15 protein-coding genes and 1 pseudogene are annotated in these 18,977 nt (G+C 65.3%); 6 read left to right on the top strand and 10 right to left on the bottom strand.

What is annotated here, in order from left to right:
• Nucleotides 1–38 precede the first annotated feature (38 nt).
• The gene (locus ABIB91_RS04205; RefSeq protein ID WP_354159722.1) at nt 39–425 is read right to left on the bottom strand and encodes a nuclear transport factor 2-like protein; all 387 of its coding nucleotides are present in this window, start codon (nt 423–425) and stop codon (nt 39–41) included.
• Nucleotides 426–624: 199 nt separating this feature from the next.
• Between ABIB91_RS04205 and ABIB91_RS04200 the strand changes: the two genes are divergently transcribed.
• The gene (locus tag ABIB91_RS04200; RefSeq protein ID WP_007599404.1) at nt 625–1,215 is read left to right on the top strand and encodes a PadR family transcriptional regulator; all 591 of its coding nucleotides are present in this window, start codon (nt 625–627) and stop codon (nt 1,213–1,215) included.
• A gap of 156 nt (nt 1,216–1,371) precedes the next feature.
• On the opposite strand, the gene ABIB91_RS04195 is transcribed toward ABIB91_RS04200, so the two are convergent.
• The 3 genes from ABIB91_RS04195 to ABIB91_RS04185 form a co-directional block, all read right to left on the bottom strand.
• Nucleotides 1,372–2,364 (bottom strand): NADP-dependent oxidoreductase, encoded by a 993-nt coding sequence (locus ABIB91_RS04195; protein WP_354159724.1) that lies wholly within the window; start codon nt 2,362–2,364, stop codon nt 1,372–1,374.
• 102 nt (nt 2,365–2,466) lie between these two features.
• The gene (locus tag ABIB91_RS04190) at nt 2,467–2,907 is read right to left on the bottom strand and encodes a winged helix-turn-helix transcriptional regulator (protein ID WP_354159726.1); all 441 of its coding nucleotides are present in this window, start codon (nt 2,905–2,907) and stop codon (nt 2,467–2,469) included.
• A gap of 276 nt (nt 2,908–3,183) precedes the next feature.
• On the bottom strand, nt 3,184–4,098 hold the full coding sequence (locus tag ABIB91_RS04185; protein ID WP_354159728.1) for an enoyl-CoA hydratase/isomerase family protein: 915 nt from the start codon (nt 4,096–4,098) through the stop codon (nt 3,184–3,186).
• Nucleotides 4,099–4,215: 117 nt separating this feature from the next.
• Here ABIB91_RS04185 and ABIB91_RS04180 point away from each other — a divergent pair.
• The 4 genes and pseudogenes from ABIB91_RS04180 to ABIB91_RS04165 form a co-directional block, all read left to right on the top strand.
• Nucleotides 4,216–4,365, top strand: a pseudogene (locus ABIB91_RS04180) (PadR family transcriptional regulator); the annotation flags it as partial.
• A gap of 364 nt (nt 4,366–4,729) precedes the next feature.
• Nucleotides 4,730–8,206, top strand: a complete 3,477-nt coding sequence (locus ABIB91_RS04175; protein ID WP_354159730.1) for a hypothetical protein — start codon at nt 4,730–4,732, stop codon at nt 8,204–8,206.
• A gap of 279 nt (nt 8,207–8,485) precedes the next feature.
• Nucleotides 8,486–9,403 carry a sulfite exporter TauE/SafE family protein gene (locus tag ABIB91_RS04170; protein WP_275174587.1) on the top strand — a complete coding sequence of 306 codons (918 nt, stop codon included), beginning with the start codon at nt 8,486–8,488 and terminating at the stop codon, nt 9,401–9,403.
• Nucleotides 9,400–10,170: a TIGR02186 family protein gene (locus tag ABIB91_RS04165; RefSeq protein WP_354159732.1), complete on the top strand. Its 771-nt coding sequence runs from the start codon at nt 9,400–9,402 to the stop codon at nt 10,168–10,170. Before ABIB91_RS04170 ends, ABIB91_RS04165 begins: the two co-directional genes overlap by 4 nt.
• A 144-nt stretch (nt 10,171–10,314) precedes the next feature.
• Here ABIB91_RS04165 and ABIB91_RS04160 read toward each other — a convergent pair whose 3' ends face one another.
• Together ABIB91_RS04160 and ABIB91_RS04155 are read right to left on the bottom strand one after the other, a co-directional pair.
• Nucleotides 10,315–11,088 (bottom strand): MBL fold metallo-hydrolase, encoded by a 774-nt coding sequence (locus ABIB91_RS04160; RefSeq protein ID WP_354159734.1) that lies wholly within the window; start codon nt 11,086–11,088, stop codon nt 10,315–10,317.
• A 12-nt stretch (nt 11,089–11,100) separates the two neighbouring features.
• A complete protein-coding gene (locus tag ABIB91_RS04155; RefSeq protein ID WP_354159736.1) occupies nt 11,101–12,012 on the bottom strand; it encodes a DMT family transporter in 912 nt (303 codons plus the stop codon).
• A 99-nt stretch (nt 12,013–12,111) separates the two neighbouring features.
• Here ABIB91_RS04155 and ABIB91_RS04150 point away from each other — a divergent pair, with 99 nt between their 5' ends.
• Nucleotides 12,112–12,975: a LysR family transcriptional regulator gene (locus ABIB91_RS04150; RefSeq protein WP_085384958.1), complete on the top strand. Its 864-nt coding sequence runs from the start codon at nt 12,112–12,114 to the stop codon at nt 12,973–12,975.
• 238 nt (nt 12,976–13,213) lie between these two features.
• Here the strand turns inward: ABIB91_RS04150 and pdeM are convergent, their stop codons facing one another.
• The 4 genes from pdeM to ABIB91_RS04130 all read right to left on the bottom strand — a co-directional run bounded on the left by pdeM (nt 13,214) and on the right by ABIB91_RS04130 (nt 18,943).
• On the bottom strand, nt 13,214–13,885 hold the full coding sequence (gene pdeM / locus ABIB91_RS04145) for a ligase-associated DNA damage response endonuclease PdeM (protein WP_051058445.1): 672 nt from the start codon (nt 13,883–13,885) through the stop codon (nt 13,214–13,216).
• A gap of 53 nt (nt 13,886–13,938) precedes the next feature.
• Nucleotides 13,939–16,515: a ligase-associated DNA damage response DEXH box helicase gene (locus tag ABIB91_RS04140; RefSeq protein ID WP_354159738.1), complete on the bottom strand. Its 2,577-nt coding sequence runs from the start codon at nt 16,513–16,515 to the stop codon at nt 13,939–13,941.
• A 157-nt stretch (nt 16,516–16,672) separates the two neighbouring features.
• Nucleotides 16,673–17,902, bottom strand: a complete 1,230-nt coding sequence (locus tag ABIB91_RS04135) for an ABC transporter substrate-binding protein (protein ID WP_354159740.1) — start codon at nt 17,900–17,902, stop codon at nt 16,673–16,675.
• Nucleotides 17,903–18,016: 114 nt separating this feature from the next.
• Nucleotides 18,017–18,943, bottom strand: a complete 927-nt coding sequence (locus tag ABIB91_RS04130) for a methyltransferase domain-containing protein (protein ID WP_354159742.1) — start codon at nt 18,941–18,943, stop codon at nt 18,017–18,019.
• Nucleotides 18,944–18,977 lie beyond the last annotated feature (34 nt).

Genomic DNA, 18,977 nt, shown 5'->3' with positions numbered 1-18,977 from the left:
GGTGGTCTCCCGGCAGGCCTTGAAGTGATGATGCTGGCTTAGGATTGAGCGGCGGCCAACTGCTCCGCCATCAGGCGATGCAGCATGTTGATGGCCTTGAGCGGCCGCACCATCACCTTGAAATGCGTGATGCGTGCCTCGCCGTCGAAACTGATGATGTCGACGCCGTTGATCTCGATGCCGTCGATCATGGTCTTGAATTCGAGCACGGCGCCGCTCTCACTCTTCCATTCGCCGACATAAATGAAGCCGGGACCGCCAAGCACCTTCTCGGCGCTGGCGAGATATTTGAAGGTGATGTCGCGGCCGCGCTGCGGCGCGTGCACGACAGGGCTTTCGAAGATTGCGTCGGGATGGAGCAGGTCCCAGAGCGCTGCCCGGTCATGCGACTTTATGTAGCCGTACCAGGACTCGAGGCCGGTCATTCAGCTGCCTCCCTAAAGGCTTCGGCAAAAAAACGCGAAAACAACCCCATGCACAGTAGCGCGAAGGTTGATTCCACTGGGATTTTCGGGGCGATGTTTGCCCTCGTTCTTGGGTCGCCTCATATGCACATTGACGCATATGCGCCGATGCGCATAAAGTCAAGCCAATTGGTTAAGGTCGAGAACAGGAGGACCGGTTGTGGCACTGGGCGACGCAATCCTCGCATGCCTGACGGAACGTCCGATGACGGGCTACGAGCTCGCCAAGACATTCGATTCCTCGATCGGCTTCTTCTGGAAGGCCGACCACCAGCAGATCTACCGCGAGCTCTCCAAGCTGCGCGACCGCGGCTACATCCAGGGCCGCGAGGTCGTGCAGACCGGCAAACCCAATAAACTGATCTATACGCTGACTCCGGAGGGCCGAACAGCGCTGCGGCACTGGGCCGCGCGGCCAAGCACGCCCCCCTCCATCAAGGACGACCTCCTGGTGCGGCTGCATGCACTCGACAGCATCGGCCTCGAGCCCATGCGCACCGACCTGATGGCCCGGCTCGAGCATCACCGCGATCGCCACGAGAACTACGAGCGCATCCTGAAGAAGCGCTTTCCCGAAGGGGCGGCGTCCGGCGTGCTCGACCTCGGTAATCTCCTCCTGCTTCAGCTCGGCGCCCGGCATGAGCAGATGGTGGCCGATTTCTGCGAAGAGGCGCTCGAGGCCCTGTCGGCGATGAGCGCTGGCGGCACCGTGGTGCCGCTTGAGGACGGCAAGCGCGAGGGCAAGGGCTGAGGCCGCTAGGTCACGGACTCAAACCGAGCCATCCCCGAGGCCCACGTGGATAAGTTCATCGCGAACTTCGTGCGACGCATCCTGTCGTTCGACCAACAGCCGCTGAGCACCTGCAAAGCGACGATCAACCAGCACGGATCAGCCCTGACCCTTGCCTCAGGGGACGATGACGAGCTTCCCGCGCGTGTGTCCGCCGACTAGACTCTGGTAGGCGGCAGGGAGCTGATCGAGACCATAGGTCGCGCTCACGGAGGCGCGGATGGCGCCGGTGTCGATCAGGGCCGCGATCTCCGCCAGTTGAGCGCCGTCCGGCCGGGTGAGAGGGCCATGGAACTCCGCCTTGCGGGCGGCGGCGCGCTCGATGAACGGTCGAACGCCCGCCGAAGCTTGCTCGGCCACGGGAGGCGGGAAGCCTAGTTCGCGATAGCTCTGGGCGTCGGCGGTGCGCACGAGGCCGACATAGCGGCCGCCTTCGCGCAGGGTGTCGATGCCACGCTCGGTCAGCGGACCGCACACGCCGTCATAGACCACGTCGAACGGGCCGGCAGCCTCGAAGCTTTCGGTTGTGTAGTCGATCGTGCGGTCCGCTCCGAGCCCAGCCATGAACGTCTGGCTGTGCGGTCCGCCCGTCGCAACGACGTAGGCCCCGAGGTGCTTGGCGAGCTGGATGGCGAAGGCGCCGACGCCGCCCGCCCCTGCCTGGATCAACATGCTTTCGCCGGCCTTGAGCCGCGCGCGCTCCACGAATGCCTGCCAGGTGGTCAAGGCGACCGTCGGTAGGCTCGCCGCCTCCTCGAAGGAAAGGGTGCGCGGCTTGTGGGCCAGAAGACTGAGTGGAACGGCTGCGCGCTCGGCATAGGCGCCGGGACGCCGGTTAGGCAGGCGGGCGTAAACCTCGTCGCCTGCCTTGAACGCCCCGCCCGAGGGCGCGGAGACAACGACGCCCGCGACGTCGTAGCCCATCACCTGCGGAAAGGTGAATGGAAGGGCGGCATGGAATAGACCCTGGCGCATGGCGATCTCGACGGGATTCGCACCGGCCGCCCGAACCTCGAGCAGCGCCTCGTCGGCGCCCGGAACGGGGTCGCTGACCTCCCCGCAGGTGACCACGGAGTTGTCGCCATAGCCGGTGATATACGCTGCCCGCATCTCATTCTCCTCGCTCTAGGTCGCCCGACCAATTAGTCTCATTATTGAACTTTTATGCGCATGAATGAATGTTGACAAGCCCCGTCGCGGCGCCGGCGTGAATTAGCGGTTGCCGGCCCGAGCCTTCGGCTTGCCCGCGGCGCGCCGGCGCAAGCGAATATCGGCAAGCGTGATCTCGCGCCCATGGGAGGAGCGGACCTTTATCGGCTCCAGTTCGCTGCCGTCGACGCCGTCAAGCATTCGAATAGGCGGCGGATCGGGCCGGAACAGCCATCGATCGCCCCATTGGCGGAGTGCGATGATGGTCGCAAAGAGATCCTTGCCCATTTCGGTCAGAACGTACTCGTGCCGCCGCGCTTCCTCGGCGATCGGCCGGCGTTCGAGAATGCCACAGGCGACGAGTTTCTTCAGTCGCGCGGTCAGCAGGTTCCGCGAGATCTCCAGCTCCTTCTGGAAATCGTCGAATCGGGTCGTGCCCCCGAAGGCTTGCCGCAGGATCATCAAACTGCCCCAGTCGCCAATGACGTCAACGGAGCGGGCCATGGGGCACTCGTACGAGGCCCAACTTTTCCGCTGCATGGACTGATCTCCTTCTCGCCGGTGTCGCCTGGACAGGAATTAATGCCAGATACGATAGCCTGACGACTTGTACTTTCAATATCCCGTCCTTCGAAGAAGTCCGCTGACTGTTCTTGAAAATCTTGGTCGTAAGTTCGTTGCACGTGAACCGGTCTGCGGCCTCTGGGAATTCTGATATTGAGTGGAGTGGCGCTTCGACAAAGCGCCACTCCATGATCGAGTGTCGAAGGCAGTCGGTGATCACTTGGACTCAGAAACCAGATTTCCGACGTTCTTTCCCAGATTCAGCTCGAACTCGCCGGGCTTTCCTATTCCCCGCTGGATCACGATCGGAATGCGCTTCTTTGCGCCATCCCACGCGAATGACGTGAAAAAGGTGTCCTGTATGGCCTTCAACTGTACCGGATCGGCCAAGCCAGTTCGATTGATAGCTGCCTTCGCAGTGCTCAAGGCTTGTTTGTCGAACGAGAGGACACGGCGGACGTAATTCGCCACGAACGCGTCAAGTTCAGCATCAGGAATTGCCCGATTGATCCAGCCGTACCGTTCGGCGGTGTCGGCGTCGTAATCATCCGCCCCAAGGATGATCTCAATCGCTCGCGCACGGCCCACGAGAAGCGGCAGCCTGTCAAGTGCGCCGCCACCCGGGATCAGTCCAGTGCCGACCTCGGGTTGGCCGAAGATCGCTTTTTCCCGGCTGGCAAACCGGATATCGCAGCCCATGGTGAATTCACTTCCGCCACCACGCGCGCGGCCACGCACAACGGCAATGCTCAGCACACTGCTCTTGGAGAGACGATCGGCTGCCTCGATCCAGCGCGGCACACCGAACCGGCTACGCGGCTCAGCAGTACTGTAATGGGCAATGAAGAAGTCCGGATTGGCGCTCTCGAAGCTGACGACCTTGAGCGACTGGTCAGCTTCGATTTCACCCACCAGATCATAGAACTCATCGTACATGCGATCGGTAATAGTATTGATGGGAGGGTTATTCAGCGTGACCCGCCAATAGCCGGGCACGGACTTATCGGTGGTTAGCGCCTTCTGTTGCTCAGTCATTTTTGTGGTCCCCTGGCCATGCGTGAGAGACGTGGAAAGAGCGCTTGCCGCCACCGCGGCAGCAAAGATGAGTTTGATCGCGTTTTTGAAGCTCATGTTGATCCCTTGATTGCGGGAAGTTCTATCGCTTTAAAAGTTCAATAACAAGACTAATTAGCGTGAGCGAAGTTGTTTAAGGCGTTCGTATGCCTCACGACTATCGCCAGCTGACCGGTCGGTAACCTGCTGCTGCTTCAGCTCGGCGCCCGGCATGAGCAGATGGTGGCCGATTTCTGCGAAGAGGCGCTCGAGGCCCTGTCGGCGATGAGCGCAAGCGGCACCGTGGTGCCGCTGGAGGACGGCAAGCGCGAGGGCAAGGGCTGAGCGAGTCGACCATTCCAGCCCAGTTTGATGTGTCAGCTAATGTCTCCGAACACCTGTCAGTGATCTGTCCGGTCTAAACAGAAGGCGGGCGATCCAGCATTCCAGAGGCTGCGCGGCTGAATCGAGGGGCTGCGGCGTACTGGATGCCCCGCTTTCGCGGAGCATGACAGCGGTGGGTGTCGCACACCGCCGCCCAACTTTAAGACACCGTCAACGGGTTCCTTAACCCGTTATTTACCGTAACAGACAAAAGTCGGTTTTCGAGGCAGACGACCCACGCGAAATTCGATTGTCTTTGCAACGGGCACGCGTGGGGAGGCTGGAGGCGCCGGGTGAGGCGCCGGAGTCGGGACCGGACAGAGTCATGAATTCGCGCGTATCGTGGAGTGTTGACGGCATCGATCCCTCCGTCCGGGAGCGGGCCGAAGCTGCTGCGCGTCGCGCCGGCATGTCACTCAACGATTGGCTGAACTCCACGCTCGGCGAGACCGCGCCGCCAAACTTTCGCGGACTCTACGACCAGCGTCCGCAAGCCCAGCACGTCCCGAGTCAAGCACCGAGTCACGTGCCGAGCCAGGAAAGCCGCGAAGTCGCCGACATCCACCAGCGGCTCGACGCCATCACCCAGCAGATCGAACGGATTTCGAAGCCGGCGCCGCGGCAAGATTCTTCGCGCCAAGATCCTTCGCGACAAGACACTTCGCGGCAAGACACTTCGCGGCAAGACACTTCGCGACCAGACGTGTCGCGCGAGCAGGGCGTTGCGCGCCAGCTCAACGACGCGATCTCGCGGCTCGATGCAAGGCTGTCGCAAATCTCGAAGCCGCAGCAGGCTCCGGCACCACGACAGGCTCCCGTTGAAACGCGCCAGCGTCAGGCCGATGCGGTCGAGCGTGCGGTAGCGCAGGTCTATCGCAGCTCACCGCCCCTGAGCCCCGCTTCGTTCGACGTCGCGGTCGCCGAGATCACGGCACGGCAGAGCGAGCTCGACGGCTTTACGCCCAGGCAGATGCCGCCGCGCGCAGCACCCTCGATCGCGCCTGCGGCAGCTCCTTACGCGCCCCCCGCGCCGCCTGCCTACGCTCCGCCGCCACCGCAGCCGGGGCCGGATTTCTCCGCGCTCGAGCGCCATCTGCTCAAGATCACGAGCCAGATCGAATCGCTCCAGCGTCCTGACAATACCGAGCAGGCGATCAACAGTTTCCGCAGCGAGCTTGCGGAGATCCGCAACGCCATCACCGAGGCGATGCCGCGCCGGGCGATCGAATCGATCGAGAACGAGATCCGCTCGCTGCATCGGCGCATCGACGAGACCCGCTCCAACGGCACCGACGGTCAGGTCCTGTCCGGCATCGAGCACGCGCTGTCCGAGATCAAGCAGGTGCTCCGCACGCTGACGCCGGCCGAGCAGCTCACCGGCTATGACGAGGCGATCCGCAATCTCGGCGCCAAGCTCGATCTGATCCTGCGCGCCAATGACGATCCCTCGACGGTCCGCCAGCTCGAGGGCGCGATCTCGGCGCTGCGCGGCATCGTCTCCAACGTCGCCTCCAACGATGCGCTGGCACGGCTCTCGGACGACGTGCAGCTGCTGTCGTCCAAGGTCGACCAGGTCACCCGCGCGTCCGGCCAAGGCGACAGTTTTGCGGTGCTGGAGCAGCGCATCGCCGCGCTCACCGCCGCTCTGGAAACGCGCGAGCGCCCTCAGCCGTCCGAGAGCAGCGAGCAGCTCGAAAGCGCGATCCGCGCCCTGTCCGACCGTTTCGATCGCATGCAGGTCGGCAACGACTCGGCTTCGACCTTTGCTCATCTTGAACAGCGGGTCTCGTATCTGCTGGAGCGGCTCGAGGCCGCCTCCGATCCGCGCAACGGCAATTTCAGCCGCGTCGAGGACGGGCTGCACGACATCCTGCGCCACCTGGAGCGGCAGCAGGCGACCTATTCCGCGCTGGCCGAGAGCCGCAACTCCACGCCGCCTTCCGAGTCCGGCATGGTCGATCTCGTCAAGCGCGAGCTCTCCGACATCCGCTTCAGTCAGGCCGAGACCAACCGGACCACCCAGGATTCGCTGGAGGCCGTCCACAACGCACTTGGCCACGTGGTCGATCGTCTCTCGATGATCGAGGGCGATCTGCGCAATGTGCGCACCGCGCCGCCCGCCCCAGCGCCGCAGCCGATGCCGATGGCCGCTCCCATGGCGCCCGCGCCGATGGCGCACGAGCCGCGGCCGCAGCAACAGCAGCACCCGAAATACGATCCGAAGCCCGAGCTGCCCAATCCGGCCGCCGCGCAGGCGGCGCAAGCCGCCTTCGCCGCCGCGCCGCGCGAATTCCATGCCGCCGCGCCGGCGGCGCCGCCGCCGCCGATGCCGATGCCGATGGCACCGCCGCTTCCGCCACGCGCGATCAGCGAAATCCTGGAGCCGCATACGGCGCCCACGCGCGCCGCGCTTGCGCCCGAACTGCCGCCGGATCATCCGCTCGAGCCGGGCACCCGGCCGGGTGCACGCATCGCCACGCCTTCCGAGCGCATTGCCGCGTCCGAAAGCGCAATCAGCGAAATCCCGGCCGCGCCGAAGGAGCCGGTGTCGTCGTCGAGCTTCATCGCCGCCGCGCGCCGCGCAGCCCAGGCCGCCGCCGCGCAGCCGCCCGAGAAGCCGGCCCGTGGCGCCAAGGCCGCAATCGCCCGCGCCAAGGACAAGGGCCAGGAAGGTGGCTCGACCATCACCTCGAAGATCCGCTCGCTGCTGGTCGGCGCGAGCGTGGTCGTGATCGTGCTCGGCACCTTCAAGATGGCGATGAACCTGCTCGATGGCAGCAGCCCGTCGCCGTCGCCGCAGGCGATGGAGAATTCGTCACCCGCGCCCGCGCCGCAGGCTCCGCCGCCGGTCGAGAACAAGCCCGCCACGCCCGAGCAGGTCACGCCGTCGATGACCTCGCCGACCCCGATCGGAAAACAGTCGCAGAACAATGCCGCGCCGGGGCCCGTGACGAGCCCGAGCGGCACCGCTTCGGTCGAAATCCCGCAAACCGCGGCGCCAACCCCGCCTGCGGCCTCCAGCGACGTCACCGGCGCGCTGTCGGGCACGAGCCGTGCGAAACTCGCGATGATCCAGGTGCCGCCGAGCGAAAAGCTGCCTGACGGCATCGGTGGCCCCGGCTTGCGCACCGCCGCGATGAAGGGCGATGCGACCGCGGCCTACGAGATCGGCGTGCGCTTTGCCGAGGGCAAGGGCGTGGCCGCGAATTACGACGAAGCCGCCAAATGGTACGACCGCGCGGCACAGGCCGGCGTGGTGCCCGCAACCTTCCGCCTCGGGACACTCTACGAAAAGGGTCTCGGCGTGAAGAAGGACGCCGACATCGCCCGCCGCTACTACACGCAAGCCGCCGAGCGCGGCAACGCCAAGGCGATGCACAACCTCGCGGTGCTCGATGCCGACGGCGGCGGACGCGGCGCCAATTACAAGAGCGCGGCACTGTGGTTCCGGAAGGCCGCCGATCGCGGCGTCGCCGACAGCCAGTTCAACCTCGGCATCCTCTATGCCCGCGGCATCGGCGTCGAACAGAACCTCGCCGAATCCTACAAATGGTTCACACTCGCCGCCACCCAGGGTGACGCCGACGCAGCAACCAAGCGCGACGACGTCGCCAAGCGGCTCGACCCGCAATCGCTCGCCGCCGCCAAGCTCGCGATCCAGACCTTCAGCGCCGAGCCGCAGCCCGACGACGCCGTCAACGTTGCGGCCCCGAACGGCGGCTGGGACAGCGCCCCGCAGGCCAACGCGAAGCCTGCGCCGAAGCCGGTCGCGAGCAAGAAGTCGGCGTCGGCGGCGCACTGAGGCCCTCTCCCCTCATGGTGAGGAGCGCGCTCTTGCGCGCGCCTCGAACCATGCAGGCCCGCCTCTTGATCCGGGCCTCGCCCTTCGAGACGCCTGCTGCGCAGGCTCCTCAGGGTGAGGAGCTAAAGCGTCGATGCCGCCGACACCCCCATTCACCACGCCCGAAATTCCTGGTCCCGCCCGCCGTCGAATTCCGCTATTGAGGGACGCGGCAATCGTTCTGCTCTCCTGCGAGCATTCCGCGCAATCGATCCGTCTCGCCGGAAGCGTGGTCTCTCGATGCAGCTCTATCTCCCGATCGCCGATCTTCCGGTCAACGTCTTCCTCGTGCTGGCGATGGGCGCGGCGGTCGGCTTCGTCTCCGGCATGTTCGGGATCGGCGGCGGCTTCCTGATGACGCCGCTTTTGATCTTCATCGGCATCACGCCGGCGGTCGCGGTCGCTTCCGTCGCAAGCCACATCGCGGCCTCGTCCTTTTCCGGCGCCCTCGCTTATTGGCGGCGACGCGCGATCGACCCGGCGCTGGCGAGCGTGCTGTTATGCGGCGGCGTAACCGGGACGGCTCTCGGGGTGTGGACCTTCACGCAGCTGCGCGCGCTTGGCCAGCTCGATCTGATGATCGCACTGTCCTACGTCGTGCTGCTCACCACCGTCGGCAGCCTGATGTTCTCCGAAGGCCTGCGTGCCCTGATGCGGACCCGGCGCGGCGCGGTGCCGCCGCGACGCACGCATAACTGGATCCATGGCCTGCCGCTGAAGATGCGGTTCAAGCGCTCCAAGATCTACCTCTCGGTCATTCCGGTCGTGATCGTCGGCATCCTGATCGGCTTCATCGGCGCCATCATGGGCATCGGCGGCGGCTTCATCCTGGTGCCGATCATGATCTATTTGCTGCGGGTGCCGACCTCGACGGTGATCGGGACGTCGATGGTCCTGACGCTGGTCACGATGCTGTTTGCGACCCTGCTGCATGCCGTGACCAATCATCTGGTCGACGCGGTGCTGGCGCTGATCCTGATGGTCGGCGGCGTCACCGGCGCCCAATTCGGCGCCCGCGCCGGCCAGAAGATCCGCGGCGAGCAGTTGCGGCTGCTGCTTGGCCTCTTGATCCTCTCGGTCGGCGTCCGCTTCGCCATCGAGCTGGTGATCCGGCCAGAGGATCTCTTCACCATTCGCGAGCTGGGGGTGAACGGATGATGCGCGCAGCTCTCGCAGTCCTGGTTGTCCTGCTGCTCGGCTCCGCCGCACGGGCCGAGCGCCTGATCGTGTCGGTCTCCAACCATCGCGTCACGGTGACTCCGAACTATTCCGGCGAGGAGCTCGTGCTGTTCGGCTCGGTCGAGAAGGACGCCTCCACGCCCGTCGACCGCAAGAGCTACGATCTCGTCGTCACCGTGATGGGCCCGCGCGCCGACATGGTGACGCGGCGCAAGGAGCGTACCTTCGGGATCTGGATCAACACCGACTACCGCCAGTTTCTGGAGGTGCCGAGCTATCTCGCGCTGTTCGCCAACCGCTCCTTCGATGTCATAACCTCGCCCGAGATCGCGCGACGCCAGCAGATCGGGCTCAACAACGTGCTGCTGACCCAACGCGTCAGCGGCGACTATGCCGATGTGGTGCCGAACGACGCGTTCCGCTCCGCCTTCATCCGCCTGCGCACCCAGCGCGGTCTCTACCGCGAGGATCCGAGCGCGGTGACGTTCCTGACACCGACCCTGTTCCGCACCGGCATTCCACTGCCCGCGGAGGTGCCGATCGGCACCTATGAGGTGGAGATCAAGCTGTTTGCCGACGGCGCGTTCATCGGCAAGACCGAGACCGCGTTCGAGATCGTCAAGGTCGGCTTCGAGCAGTTCGTCGCGACGACGGCGCGCCAGAACGGGCTGATCTACGGCCTCGTCACCGCCGCGATGGCGCTGATGACGGGCTGGATGGCGTCGATTGTTTTCAGGAAGGATTGAGGGAACTACGCTCTCTCCTCTCGTCGTCGCCCGGCTTGACCGGGCGACCCAGTATTCCAGAGGCTGGCGTTAGGCAGTTCGCTCTCACAACTACCGCCGCGGCGTACTGGATGCCCCGGTCAAGCCGGGGCATGACAGTTGGGGCTACGGCGCCTGCACCACGGTCGGCACCCCCGGCTCCAGCAATCGCAGCCTTGTGCCAAAACCCAGCACATCAAACGTCTTGCGCAGATCCTCGCCGTTCTGACGGAAATGCGCCCAACCCTCCGTATGAACCGGCACGATCATCGCATCGGGGAAGGCGCGTGCGGTCTCGATGGTGTCGTTGGTGTCCATGGTGAGATGGAACGGCCCGCGCGTTTGCGCGGCGCCGGCGAAAGGCATCACCACGCCGCATTTGAAGCGGCGCGCGACCTCGGCGACGCCGTCGAACCAGGTGGTGTCGCCGCTGATATAAACCGAAGTGGTGTCGGTCCGGCTCGACGACACCACGAAGCCGATGACGTCGCCCGACAACGGCTCGATGCCGGCCGGGCCGTGACGCGCGGGCGTGGCGGTGATCGTCAGCGTATTGCCGTCACCGTCTTTCAGATGCGAGGTCGCCCATGGCGCGAGGCCTTCGACATGGCCGCCCAGGCGCTTGACGCCGGCCTCGGTCGTCAGCGCGCGCGGCGCTTTAAGCAGATAGTCGCGGCCGGAATTGTCGAGATTGTCGGAATGCTGGTCGTGGCTGAGCAGGACCGCGTCGACCGGGCCGATTGCGTCGGCCTTCAGCGCGGGTCCAATCGTCTTCTCCAGCTTCACATGCGGCAGTTGATAGGCGCCGGGCGCATCGAAGGTCGGGTCAGTGAGCAGGCGGAAGCCATCGATCTCGATCAGCGCAGTGGGACCGCCGATCAGGGTGATGGAAATGGGCATGATGGACTCCTGTTACGAGACGGATTTTGCGGGCCGCGTCACCAGATAGATGCCAAGTGCGACCGGGATGATTCCGAGCAGATCGCGGGCCTCGACATGCTCGCCGAGCACGAGATACGCGAACAGCATGCCGAGCGGCGGCATCAGGAAATGATAGGCACTGGCGGCCGTCGCGCCACACACTTTCAGGAGATGAAACCAGAGCCAGTACGCCATGATCGAGCCGCCGAGCACGAGGAAGGCGAAGGCGCCGATCAAGCCCAGCGTGAGGTCGATGGCATGAATATCGGCGAAGGTCAGCGCCACCGGCGTCAGCACGATGCCGGCGGCGAGATTCTGCACGCCATTGCCGATCCACAACGAGCCCTTTGGCGCGAGCAGCTTGAACAAAATGGTGCCAGCGACGAGGGAGGCAAGCGAGGCCAGCGTGAACACGATGCCGTGCAGCGAGTCGGTGCCGACCGACAGGCGGTGCCAGACGATCAAGGTCACGCCGATGATCCCGAGCAGGAGGCCGCTCGCCTTGCGCCACGTCATGCCTTCGCCGAGCAGAAGCGCGGCGAGGCCCGCCGTGAACACCGGATTGGCGGACACGATCAGGCCGCCGAGGCCGGCGGAGACCGATTGCAGCCCGGTGTAGCCGAGGCCGAGATAGAGCGCGTTGTTGGCAACGCCGAGCGCGGCGAAGATCGCGGCATCGCGCCACGACAGCGACCAGTCGTTGCCGCGGGCCAGCGTGGCACCGAGGATCAGGATGCCGGCGAGCGAGAAGCGGGCCGCGAGGAGGATCAGCGGCGGGCAATGGGTTACGCCGATCTTGCCGGCGACGAAGGCGTAGCTCCAGAGCAGGCAGAACGCGCCGATGGCGAGCGGCAGCGTATTGAAGCGGCTGCGGGAAGCGGCAAGCGAGGGGGCGAGCGACATGAGGGACATTCTCCTGAGCCCTCGATCTAGGGAGCCGGCTTGTCATTTGGAAATTAAATGATTAACTTCTAGTCAGTGGATTTTCGAATGGAGGCATCCATGCTCGATCTGGAGCTCCTGCGCAGCTTCGTCTCGGTGGTCGATGCCGGCGGCTTCACCCGCGCCGGCGAGCGCGTCCATCGCACGCAATCGACCGTCAGCCAGCAGATCAAGCGGCTGGAGGAGGATGTCGGCCAGGTCCTGCTGCATCGTGACGGCAAGGACGTTCGCCCGACCGAAGCCGGCGAACGGCTGCTGTCCTATGCGCGGCGGCTGTTGTCGCTTGCGGAAGAGGCCCGCGACGTGCTGCGCCAGCCCGACGGCGAAGGCGCGATCCGGCTCGGCATCCCCGAAGACTTTGCGGCGTACCGGCTGGCGAAACTGCTCGGCGCCTTCTCGCGTTCGCATCCGGGCCTGCGGCTCGATGTGCGCGCCGATCAGAGCAAGAACCTGGCGCGGGACCTCGATCGCGGCGAGCTCGACCTCGCACTGTTCAAGCGCGCAGCCGGTGAGAAGGGCGCGATCGCGGTGTGGCCGGAGCAGGTGCACTGGGTCACCAGCAAGAGCCATCCGATCCACGCCGATGTCGCCTCGGTGCCGCTGATCGGCTTTCCGCTCGGCTGCCTCTACCGCGCCGGCGCCATCCACGCGCTGGAAAGCGCGGGCCGCATTTGGCACATGTCCTACACGTCATCGAGCCTCGCCGGCATCCAGGCCGCCGTTGCCGCCGGCATGGGGCTGAGCATCCTGTCGGAGATGGCGATCCAGTCCGACCACCGCGTGCTGACCGCAAAGGACGGCTTTGCGCCAATCAACCGGACCGAGGTGGCGTTGATGGCCGCGCCGGGCGCAAGTCCCGCGACGCTGCGGCTCGCCGATCGGCTGGCAGAGTTCTGCGATGACGTGCAGGCGAAGGCGGCGTGAACCGTTGCGATAGTCGCGATCTGCGGCTGCGAGACCGGTACGTTCCCTCCCCCCTTGTGGGGGAGGGTTAGGGAGAGGGGTACCACACGGGGACTATCTCGATTCGCACACGCGTTTGCGCGACGCCAACGCGCAACTTTTCCTGGGCTACCCCCCTCCCCTGCCCTCCCCCACAAGGGGGGAGGGAGCGCAGTGTGCGCGTGGTGAGAGGGTTCAGCCCGATCGAAGCGATAGCTAGTCAATAACACCGCGACGCCGCAATCGCATGGACGCGGCGGTCGCCGAGCAAATGCGCGACAAAACCGTTCTTTGGAAAGATCTTTGCAAACGCCACGTCACGGATGCTGAGGCCGCCGGCATAGGCGCCGAAGGCGGGCATCACGGCGCGCATCCCATCACAGGCGAAACAGCGGCGCTCCATCGAGCGGCCGCGCGCGGAGACGCGGGCCTTGGGATGGAGATGGCCGGCGATCTCGCCGCCCGCGCCGGTCGGCTCGTGGCGGAAGGTGATCGGGCCGATCGCGACTTCGTCGGCGACGGTGCCGCCGAGATCACGCGGCAGCGCCGGATCGTGATTGCCCGAAATCCAGATCCAGTCGCGGCCGGCCTGCAAGGCAGCGACCGCGTCGCGATCCTCCGCCGACAGCCGTCCATGCGCGGTGCGATCGTGAAAGCTGTCGCCGAGCGCGATGACGATTCGGGGATCATGGCGGGAGATGACAGCAGCGAGACGACCGAGCGTCGCGATGGTGTCGTAAGGCGGCAGCAGCACGCCGCGCATGGCGAAGCTGGAACCTTTTTCCAGATGCAGGTCGGAGACGACGAGCAGGCGCTGCTCTTCCCAGAACAGTGCCCCGGAAAGATCGGCCACGAACGTCACGCTGCTGATGCTGACATTCGAAACGCGCATGTCCTCGTTATCTCCTGAAACCAGCGCGCCTGCCGTCACGTCAAAACCTGCTGTTATCCCATCGCCTCTTTGACCAGCTCGTCGGCGGCTTCAGCCAGGAGCTCGTCTCCCGCTTCGCCATAGACTGACTCGCGGCCGATTTCCAGCATCACGGGGACCGCGAGCGGGGAGACACGGTCGAGTTCCCGATGCGTGATGTGGCCCTGGATGCGGGTGAGCATGTCGCTGAGGCGGCGCAGATCGAGCAGGCCGGTGGCGGCATCGGCCCGCGCGGCGCGCAACAGCACGTGGTCGGCCTGATGTTTTCGCAGGACGTCGTAGACGAGATCGGTCGAGAACAGCACCTGGCGGCGGCTCTTCTCCTCGCCGGTGTGACGGCGCGCGATCAGGCCGGAGATGATCGCGCAATTGCGAAACGTGCGCTTCATCAGCGCGGATTCGGCAAGCCAGGCTTCGAGGTCGTCGCCGAGCATATCAGGGTCGAACAGCGCATCGAGGTCGATCCTGCCGTCCCGGATCATGGAGGACAGGTCGCCGAGCGCCCAGACCGCGATCGCATATTCGTTGGCGACGAAGCCGAGCGGTCGGGCGCGGGCACGCTCCAGCCGGCGCGTCAACAGCATGCCCAGCGTCTGGTGCGCGAGACGGCCTTCGAAGGGATAGCAGACGATGTAGTGCTTGTTGGCGCGGGGAAAACTCTCGACCAGCAGCTCGCGCACTTCAGGCACACGCGAGACGTCCTTTTGCTGCGACAGCCAGTCGCGCACCTGCTCCGGCAAGGCGCCCCACGCGCGCCCGTCATCGAGCAGGCGGCGGACCCGTTCGGCGAGATAGGTCGAGAGCGGGAACTTGCCGCCCATATAGGACGGCACCTTCGGGTCCTTGTCGTTGGCGCGCGAGACATAGACCTGGTCCTCGACCAGGGTCTCGTAGCGCACCACCTCGCCTGAGAACACGAAGGTGTCGCCCGGGCTGAGGCCTTCGATGAAGGCTTCCTCGATCTCGCCGAGCAGCCTGCCGCCGCGCGCGATCACGCCCGTCGACCCGCCTGCTTTTCCTTGACCACCGCCGCGCGAGCGAACCAGCCGCACCTTCAGCATGTCGTCCTCGACGATGGTGCCGACATTCATCCGGTAGCTCTGCCGCACCTTGGGATTGGCGACGCGCCAGCGCCCCTCCTTGTCCTGCTTGATGCGGGCGAAGCGCTCATAGGTCTTCAGCGCGTAGCCGCCGGAGGCGACGAAATCGACCACGTCGTCGAAATCCTGCCGCGTGAGATCGGCGTAAGGTGCGGCGGTGCGCACTTCGTCGTAGAGCTCGTCGGAGAAAAATGGCTCGCCGCAGGCGCAGCCGAGAACGTGTTGGGCCAGCACGTCGAGGGCACCGATCCGCAGCGGCGGCGTGTCCTGCGCATTCTCCGCGATGGCGTCGATCGCGACGCGGCACTCCAGCACCTCGAAGCGGTTCGCCGGCACCAGCACCGCGCGCGAGGCTTCGTCGAGCCGGTGGTTGGCGCGGCCGATGCGCTGCATCAGGCGGGAGGAACCCTTGGGCGCACCGATATTGACGACAAGGTCGACGTCGCCCCAGTCGACGCCGAGGTCGAGCGAGGAGGTGCAGACCACGCCGCGCAGTTTGCCCGCCGACATCGCGTCTTCGACCTTGCGGCGCTGGGCAACGTCGAGCGAGCCGTGATGCAGGGCAATGGCGAGATTGTCATCATTCATGCTCCAGAGATTCTGGAACAGCATCTCGGCTTGGCTGCGGGTGTTGACGAAAACCAGCGTGGTCTTGTTCGCCTTGATCAGCTCGTAGATCTCGGGAAGCGCATGGCGCGCACTGTGGCCGGCCCAGGGCAGGCGCTCGCGCGTGTCCATCATTTCGACCAGCGGCGGCGCCGCGCCGCCGGCAATGACGATGTCGGCGGCCGCTTCCTTGCCGCCGGGCTGCGGCACCAGGAAGCGCGCCAGCGATTCCGGCTCGGCCACGGTCGCCGACAGGCCGATCGCGCGCATCTGCGGCGCCAATCGCCACAGCCGCGCCAGCCCGAGGGAGAGAAGATCGCCGCGCTTGGACGTCACCAGCGCGTGCAGCTCGTCGAGCACGATGCGCTTCAGCGAGGAGAACAGGAACGGCGCGTCGTCTGAGGACAGCAGCAGCGCGAGTTGTTCGGGCGTCGTCAGCAAAATGTCAGGCGGATAGCGTCGCTGCCGCTGCCGCCGCGACGTCGGCGTGTCGCCGGTGCGGGTCTCGATCTTGATCGGCAGCGCCATCTCGGCGACGGGACGCTCGAGGTTGCGCGCGATATCGACCGCGAGCGCCTTGAGCGGCGAGATGTAGAGCGTGTGCAGGCCGCCGGTGCGTTGCAGACTGCGGCCGGTGGAGATCACCGATTTCGCCGAAGCTTTGGGCGCAGAACTCAACTCCACCAGCGTCGGCAGAAATCCCGCCAGCGTCTTGCCGGCGCCGGTGGGCGCGATCAGCAGTGCGGACCGGTCCTCGCGCGCCTTCTCCAGCAGCGCCAATTGATGCGCGCGGGGCGACCAGCCGCGGGCTGCGAACCACGCCTGGAAGTGGTCGGGCAGCAGCGCGGCAGGTTCGGCCGGAGATTTGCGGATGCGGGGCGGCACGGCATCACAGGTAAGCCGTGGGGGTGGGTTCGTCGAGGGGGAGGTCCCGTAGGGTGGGCAAAGCGAAGCGTGCCCACCATGTGCACCCAAACGCATGGAGAGATGGTGGGCACGGCGCAAGTGCGCCTTTGCCCACCCTACAGCATCCCGCCCGCCCCTACTCCGACATCGGCTTGTCGGAGATGTCCCAGTCCTTGCCGGTGAACGTGGAGATGAAGAGCGTCTTCATCGGCGTGTAGTCGTCAGGTGTGTAGTCGTAGGTGACGCCGTCGAGGAAATAAGGCGAGTGGAAGCCTTTGAGGTTGGAGGCCTGCTTCAGCACGTTGGCGCGCGTGAGCTCGTCGCCGCAGCGGCGCAGAATCTCGCCCATGGTGACGGCCTGGCCGTAGCCGGCGAAGGCGATGGTGTTGTCTTGATCGATCGCCGGCGTGTACTTCTTGCGCAGCTCCTCGAACGCCATCACGTCGGGGTCCTTCTCCCATTTGGGCAGGCCGACTTCCTTGTTGTAGCGGATGGCGACGATGCCGGCGGCGTTCTCGAGGCCCGCTGCATTGAGGATCGAGCGGCCGGTCGAGCCGGCCGAGAGCAGCTGCAGTGGCTTCCAGCCGAGCTCGGCCACTTTCCGGATCGACTGCGACGACGCCTTGCCGGTGGAGATGTTGTAGAAGACGTCCGCACCCGACTTCGAGAGGTTGATGAGCTGGGAATCAACCGTCGGATCGGTCAGATCGTAGGTCTGCTCCATGATCACCTTGGCGGTGCCGCCGGCATCTTCCAGAACCTTCTTGAAGGGGCCGAGGAAGTCGCGGCCGAAATCGTCGTTCTGGTAGAGGATGCCGACCTTCGCGTTCGGCTTCACGCTGACGACGTGCCGCGCCAGGATGCGCGCCTCGGTCGGATAGAGCGGCAGGCCCGCCATGGTCCATTTGAACTCTTTCGGATTATTCCACTTCGACGCGCCGGTGTTGAGCAGCAGCTGCGGCACGCCCTTCGAGTTCAGGTATTTGTGCACGGCGGTCTGCGGCGCGGTGCCGAGCGAGCCGTAGAGCGCGAGCACCTCCTCCTGCTCGACCAGGCGCCGCGTCGCCTCGACGCATTTCGGCGCGCTGTAGGCATCGTCCATGGTGAGGAATTTGACCTTGCGTCCGTTGATGCCACCCTTCTCGTTCAGCATCTGGAAATAGGCTTCGCCGACGCGCCCGAGCACGCCGTAGAGCGAGCCGGGGCCGGAATGCGGCACGGTCTGCCCGATCTTGATCTCGGTGTCGCTGGCGCCGGCATCGTATTTCTTTTCCGCGGCCCAGACATAGGGCGCGGGCAAGGTGGATGCCGCGATGGTCGCGAGCGCGGCGGCGCTGAAATCGCGCCGCGATGGATTCTTCGTCATTGTTCGTTTCTCCCTGGTGCGCGCATTGTGCTGGCATCGCCGCACGGCTCGCAAGTGGGAAGTCACGGCTTTGCGACGCAATGACGCTTAAAGCGCCGCTTATAGCGCCTAGACTCAAGTTTTCTCGGCGACCACGACGAGGCCGCGCACCGGCTCATTGTTCTCGGTGCGTGGCGAGGCCCGCTCCAATGTGAGGACCTTGAGGCCGGCCTGCGCCATCGCATCGCGCACATATTCCGCCGAATGGGCATAGCGCAGGCCTTCGCCGAGAACGATCCCGCTGCCGTCATGGGTCTCCAGCGTGAACGCAAGCACGCCGCCGGGCGCGAGCACGCGCCTGGCCTCACTGAGCACTGGCGCGAGATCGGGGAGATAGACGAACGCATCGGCAGCGACGACGAGGTTTGCGCTCGCCTCGCTCCTGCTGCGCAGGCCTTCGATCATGTCGGCGACTTCGAGCTCGGCATAGAGGCCCGTTGCGCGCGCCTCCTTGACCATGCCGGGCGACAGGTCGATGCCGATGAATTGGTCGACCTGTTTTGCGAAGGCGGCGGCCGCGAGCCCCGTCCCGCATCCGAGATCGACGGCGCGCTTGAACAGGGCGGGCTTCTTCGCGGCGACGCGGGCGGCCACCACTGCCTTGAAGATTAGCGACGGCGCGCGATAGCCGAGATCGTTGATCAGCACGTGCTCGAAGCGCGGCGCGTATTGATCGAACAAGGCCTGCACATAGGCCTTCGGCATCTCCGACAATTGCGCATCGCCGAGGCGTATCAGATGCAGATGAGCGCCGTGCTGATCGCCCGGGTCGGACTCGCGCGATTTGCGAAAGGCCGCAATGGCCTTGTCGCGCTCGCCGAGTTGCGCGCGGATTTCGCCGAGCGTGAACCAGGCCGAGGTGAAATTCGGCGCAAGCTCGATGGTCTGCTCCAGCAGGTCGGCGGCGGCCGCCAGATCACCCTTGAGCTGGAGGTCGCGCGCGAACTCGAAGCGGCGGTCGGCCATGAGATCGCCGGAGGTCAGGAACAGACGCAGGGGCATTGGGGGAACCAGGGAACGAAGCGGTGATGACTCG

The sequence above is a fragment of the Bradyrhizobium sp. JR4.3 genome, assembly GCF_040547695.1.
Lineage (GTDB): Bacteria > Pseudomonadota > Alphaproteobacteria > Rhizobiales > Xanthobacteraceae > Bradyrhizobium > Bradyrhizobium canariense.
This window is presented reverse-complemented; position numbering and strand designations above follow the sequence as displayed.

Coding starts and splice junctions, on each gene's coding strand:
- ABIB91_RS04160 (WP_354159734.1), bottom strand. CDS start 11,088: ATGCCCATTTCCATCACCCTGATCGGCGGTCCCACTGCGCTGATCGAG.
- ABIB91_RS04185 (WP_354159728.1), bottom strand. CDS start 4,098: ATGAGCTTCAAAAACGCGATCAAACTCATCTTTGCTGCCGCGGTGGCG.
- ABIB91_RS04135 (WP_354159740.1), bottom strand. CDS start 17,902: ATGACGAAGAATCCATCGCGGCGCGATTTCAGCGCCGCCGCGCTCGCG.
- ABIB91_RS04195 (WP_354159724.1), bottom strand. CDS start 2,364: ATGCGGGCAGCGTATATCACCGGCTATGGCGACAACTCCGTGGTCACC.
- ABIB91_RS04190 (WP_354159726.1), bottom strand. CDS start 2,907: ATGGCCCGCTCCGTTGACGTCATTGGCGACTGGGGCAGTTTGATGATC.
- ABIB91_RS04175 (WP_354159730.1), top strand. CDS start 4,730: ATGAATTCGCGCGTATCGTGGAGTGTTGACGGCATCGATCCCTCCGTC.
- ABIB91_RS04170 (WP_275174587.1), top strand. CDS start 8,486: ATGCAGCTCTATCTCCCGATCGCCGATCTTCCGGTCAACGTCTTCCTC.
- ABIB91_RS04155 (WP_354159736.1), bottom strand. CDS start 12,012: ATGTCGCTCGCCCCCTCGCTTGCCGCTTCCCGCAGCCGCTTCAATACG.
- ABIB91_RS04150 (WP_085384958.1), top strand. CDS start 12,112: ATGCTCGATCTGGAGCTCCTGCGCAGCTTCGTCTCGGTGGTCGATGCC.
- ABIB91_RS04165 (WP_354159732.1), top strand. CDS start 9,400: ATGATGCGCGCAGCTCTCGCAGTCCTGGTTGTCCTGCTGCTCGGCTCC.
- ABIB91_RS04130 (WP_354159742.1), bottom strand. CDS start 18,943: ATGCCCCTGCGTCTGTTCCTGACCTCCGGCGATCTCATGGCCGACCGC.
- ABIB91_RS04205 (WP_354159722.1), bottom strand. CDS start 425: ATGACCGGCCTCGAGTCCTGGTACGGCTACATAAAGTCGCATGACCGG.
- pdeM (WP_051058445.1), bottom strand. CDS start 13,885: ATGCGCGTTTCGAATGTCAGCATCAGCAGCGTGACGTTCGTGGCCGAT.